General features: G+C 48.2%; 6 protein-coding genes. 3 read left to right on the forward strand and 3 right to left on the reverse strand.

All coding sequences use genetic code 11. The annotated features are described in order from the left end of the window. The first annotated feature begins 118 nt into the window (after nucleotides 1–118). Nucleotides 119–733, forward strand: coding sequence for an aminotransferase class I/II-fold pyridoxal phosphate-dependent enzyme (locus tag H6F72_RS26270; RefSeq protein WP_348252774.1), 615 nt, complete (start codon nucleotides 119–121; stop codon nucleotides 731–733). Nucleotides 734–866: 133 nt separating this feature from the next. After that, on the forward strand, nucleotides 867–1,733 hold the full coding sequence (locus H6F72_RS26275) for a CmcJ/NvfI family oxidoreductase (RefSeq protein ID WP_190442450.1): 867 nt from the start codon (nucleotides 867–869) through the stop codon (nucleotides 1,731–1,733). Nucleotides 1,734–1,740: 7 nt separating this feature from the next. Here H6F72_RS26275 and H6F72_RS26280 read toward each other — a convergent pair whose 3' ends face one another. The 3 genes from H6F72_RS26280 to H6F72_RS26290 all read right to left on the reverse strand — a co-directional run bounded on the left by H6F72_RS26280 (nucleotide 1,741) and on the right by H6F72_RS26290 (nucleotide 4,338). Then, nucleotides 1,741–3,039 carry an MFS transporter gene (locus tag H6F72_RS26280; protein WP_190442451.1) on the reverse strand — a complete coding sequence of 433 codons (1,299 nt, stop codon included), beginning with the start codon at nucleotides 3,037–3,039 and terminating at the stop codon, nucleotides 1,741–1,743. Nucleotides 3,040–3,162: 123 nt separating this feature from the next. Continuing rightward, nucleotides 3,163–4,011: a class I SAM-dependent methyltransferase gene (locus H6F72_RS26285; RefSeq protein WP_190442454.1), complete on the reverse strand. Its 849-nt coding sequence runs from the start codon at nucleotides 4,009–4,011 to the stop codon at nucleotides 3,163–3,165. Nucleotides 4,012–4,029: 18 nt separating this feature from the next. Continuing rightward, nucleotides 4,030–4,338, reverse strand: a complete 309-nt coding sequence (locus H6F72_RS26290) for a 4Fe-4S ferredoxin (protein WP_190442456.1) — start codon at nucleotides 4,336–4,338, stop codon at nucleotides 4,030–4,032. A 91-nt stretch (nucleotides 4,339–4,429) separates the two neighbouring features. Between H6F72_RS26290 and H6F72_RS26295 the strand changes: the two genes are divergently transcribed. Further along, nucleotides 4,430–4,725 (forward strand): transposase family protein (locus H6F72_RS26295; RefSeq protein WP_190442458.1); only part of this gene is annotated, 296 nt, incomplete at its 3' end.

Consider the following 4,725-nt stretch of genomic DNA (forward strand, 5'->3'; position numbering starts at 1 on the left):
ACCTTGAAACGCTTCAATCGCTTTTTGCCGCAGGTCGTAACTGTAAGGGGCAGGCATAGTTCTATCCCAACACTTCTCTCCTTCAGAATAACGTCCTAACACAGCTATGTAAGGCTATATCAATACACCCCTCAATCCACTGGGCAAAGTTTTCACTCGTACAGAACTGACGCTGATTGCAGAACTTTGTCAGAAATGGGATGTGTTAGCCTTCACCGACGAAATCTATGAACATATCCTTTACGACGGTGTCAAGCATGTTGCACTGGCAACTCTTCCGGGAATGGAAGATCGCACCGTCACGATTAACGGGCTGTCTAAAACCTACAGTGTCACGGGATGGCGAGTCGGTTATATTCTGGCAAGCCCAGAACTAACGGGAGCCATTCGCAAAGTTCATGATTTTCTCACCGTTGGTGCGCCTGCGCCTTTGCAACGGGCAGGAGTGGCAGCAATGCAACTACCACCGCAGTACTACGAGGATTTGGCATCGCTCTATGCGCAGAAACGAGAGCTGATTTTGCAAACCCTGGATGATATAGGAATTCCTTACTTTACACCTCAGGGAGCCTATTATGTTTGGGCAGATATTTCTCGCTTTGGCTACCCATCGGATGTTGAATTCACTCACCACCTGATTAAAGAAATTGGGGTTGCGGTGGTTCCCGGTTCCAGTTTCTTTAGCGACCCCAAAAGTGGTCATTCATATATTCGGTTTTGTTTTAGTAAGTAAATTTAGCAAACTGTAGGGGCGGGTTTAACAAACCAATCTGCACCTTGCAATGGATTTGACGGCAAAACTCGCCCCTACCAAATATCGAACTTATTTAATTCCCATTCCTAAAGCAACAATAAGGAGACGACCGATGAGCCTGGTTAGTCCGGTTTTTGATCATGCTATTCTTGCCGATCTGCCCAGTGTGACAGCATCCCTGAACTACCTGTTACCCATGACAGATAAGCCAGTCAACTACACGTATGAGCCACCCGCAGGTATTCCTCGGCAGAGCGGGGTATCAGCGGCATACGAAGTACCAATTTATGATGCGCGATCGCTCATCGCTAATCTATCTCTCGATCGTCAGGGATTTGCATTGGTTGAACAGCACAGTGCGGCGCAAGATTTTTATGATGATGATGTAGTGCGTCGCATTTACTACCCGGAAGCCGAGCAATTGCTCAAACAAGTTACGGGAGCAACGAGAGTTGTGGTGTTTGATCATGTGGTCCGCAATGCTCAGAGATCACAGTCAGGAACAAATGACATTAAAGAACCTGTTCGACGGGTTCACAATGACTTTACTGCCAATTCAGCCTATACCCGTGGCCGATTGGTGTTAAGCGAGATGGGTGAGCAAGACCCGGATGCTCTACTCAAGCAGCGGTTTAGCATTATCAACCTATGGCGGGCGATCGCCAATCCCATTCAAGAATCGCCTCTGGCTGTGTGTGATGCCCGCAGTATTACTTCTACGGATCTGGTAGCGAGTGATCTGGTCTATCGCGATCGGGTCGGTGAAACCTATTCTGTCACCTACAATCCATCTCACCAGTGGTTCTATTTTCCCCAGATGCATCGAGATGAGGTTTTACTGATCAAATGCTTTGATGCCGATGAAAGTGGTCGAGCGCGGTTTGCTGCTCACACCTCTTTTGAAGATCCGACCAGTCCCGTGAATGCACCACCTCGTGAAAGCATTGAACTACGGACGTTGGTTTTCTATCCGGATTAGGTCGCAATTATCCACTCACGACCGGGGAATCAATTTCGCGTTTCATCCAGCGGCGCACCTGCGTCACTTGCGAAGAAAACCACATCGACCCCAGGATGCAGGTGCCGCCGCATACCATCAGGGCAGTGGGCGCACCCAGCAATTGAGCCAGACTGCCCGCGAGTAAATTACCAAAAGGTATCATTCCCACCATTGCCAAGGCATAAAAACTCATGACGCGACCCTGTTTATCATCTGCGACCAGCGTTTGAATAATCGTATTGCTACTGGTAATTTGCAGAATGCTAAAGCCTCCTACAAACACCAGAATTGGCAGAGATAGCCAGAGTTGTTTAGATAGGGAGAACAAAATCAGACTCACCCCGATCGCCGCTTGTGCGATCATAATCAATCGTTCTAACCCCAAAATACCGCGACGCATACTGAGGTAGATACAGGCAAACAATGAGCCGATCGGAGCTGCTGTACCCAGTGTTGCCATTGTGGAGGCATTTCCATGCAGAACATCAGCCGCAAAAACGGGTAATAGGGCAATATAGGAGATACCAAATACCCCTTGTAATGCCAGTAGCAACAAAATAGCGCGAATAGGTTGTATCTGATTGACATACTGGAATCCTTCACGCAATCTCTGCCAGGTATTGTTAAACTGAAGTTCTACGGATGACAGCTTCGGCTGTATTTGCATAGCTTTCAGGGTGACGATCGCAGCCACGTAACTGAGACTGTCGTACAGAAAACAATATTTCACTCCAACTGTTGCAATCAGGAGTCCGCCAATAGCAGGACCTAACACGAGTGATGAACTCAACATCACCGAATTGAGGGCGATCGCATTTCCCCAATCGTTACGATCGTCCACCGTTTCCGTGACGATCGTGTGTCGCACAGGCATATCCAGCCCCTTCAACATTCCATTCAATATACTCAAGATCAACAGTGAGCCAAAGCTGATCTGATTCAAAAACGTTAGGATTGTTAGGGTAATGGAAACACTGATGCCTAATACTTGCACCAACATTAGCAAATCTCGCCGACTCCAGCGATCCGCTAAGACACCAGAAAATGGAATTAATAATAGGGTAGGCAGGAATTGCAGGAATCCGGCTAGACCCAGCAACCAGGCAGATTTGGTCAGGTCATAGACTAACCAAGGAATGGTTAACTGTTGAGTCATGAATGTCCCTGACATGGACAACAGTTGTCCGCCGAAGGGAAGGCGGAAGTTACGCCATTTGAATGCAGGTAAGCGTCGATAGATGGTTTTGCTCACGCGATCGCTCAGTTGCTCGTACCAATACTGCATTGAGGATTCTATTGTTGTTTAACGAACTATTCGATGTCTAACATTGTTCAGATAATGACTACTCATCTGGAGGAGTAGCCAGAAATCCAACTTTGCGATCGCGCCTGACTTGCTCATAAAAAACTATCTTTTCTGCGCGATCGCCATCATATGAGAAGTCACTCCTAAAGTAGACGGTTCTGCTTCCAGCCAACGAATCGCTTGTAGCAGTCGTTCTCGTCGCCCTGTATCTGACCAATGCTCCTCAAAGTTGGGCAATACTGCACCGAGTCCTTGAATGGCTAATAATTTTTCATTTGAGAAGCCTGCCTCCGCTATTTCCTCCCGCAGTTCTTCAGGATGATGGAAAAAAGCGGTTGTAAAATAAGCGGGGTGATTGTCAGGGTTGCGATGCTGTCCATCGCTCAAATCCTGCTGCACTATTTTCACAAACGTCGGATCATCAAAATGACCTCTACGCAGTCCACCTAAAACTGAAGCAAACCGAGAAACGCCAACTGCAAAAATGAGACCATCTAGTTTCAAGATTCGGTAGGCTTCTCGTAAAGCGGTGACGCGATCGCGGCGATCGATCAAGTGATACAGTGGACCCATTAACAGCACAACATCCACACTGAAATCAGCACGATCTAACTGTCGCGAATCTCCTAAACTCACACTGGCAAGGGGGCGATCGAGTTGCGCTTGAGATGCAGCACGGGCTTGCTCTACATGCAGAGGAACGGCATCAACCAAATGCACCTCATACCCTTGCTGTGCCAACCAGCAAGCATAGATCCCCGAACCACCACCAACATCAAAAATTACTGCGGGCGGGTCAGGTAGATAACGTGTGAGTAATTCTTGAGTTCGGATAAGTTCCAGTGGTCCTAACTTTTGCGATTGCAACAATCGCTGTGCTTCTTGCCCTTGTTCGTAGTAAGCAAACGCTTCATTACTCAGCGATTCTGCTGGTTTCAATGGGTTAGACATACGCCCTCTCAACGTTATCTATGTCTCATACGGGCGCGGCAGTTGATGTAGTTTGTGAGCTGTATCTAACTCGCTATTGTTTTTTCTGCCGTGTCCCCAGCCCAATGTGCGACGATACTCACCCATGATATTGCGATCGATCAACTCATCTTCATCCACGACCACAGTCGTATGAGATTCAGGTGCCACATAAAGCGCATCCGCAGGACAGTAAGCCTCACAGATGAAACAGGTTTGACAGTCTTCTTTGCGGGCGATCGTGGGCGGCTGATTGGGAACCGCATCAAAGACATTGGTAGGACACACTTGCACGCAGATATTAGACATCCTGCATGAATGGGAAAGGGTGTGCCAGTGGGCGGTCGTAGGGAAGAAAAGGACGCTAAATTTTGAATAAGTATGAGTTCCAAAAGCAGCGATGCAGTACCAGGAGTTAGAGCATTTATCCAATCGAGAGTTCAAGCGCTGGTGCGGGGTGAGCCGTGGCGCTTTCCATGAGATGGTCGAGGTGGTACGTCCCTCCCTAGATCGCCAAGGTCGCCGAGGGGGACAAGCGAAGCTGAGTGTCGAAGACCAGGTACTAGTGGCCTTGGCGTACTGGCGAGAGTATCGCAGCCAATTTCACATCGCGGTGAGTTGGGGATTGCATGAAACCACCGTCGGACGCATTGTGAAAAAAGTGGAAGATTTGCTGATCAAGAGTGGCAAGTTTCG

The sequence above is a fragment of the Trichocoleus sp. FACHB-46 genome (assembly GCF_014695385.1).
In the GTDB taxonomy this organism is placed as follows: Bacteria; Cyanobacteriota; Cyanobacteriia; order FACHB-46; family FACHB-46; genus Trichocoleus.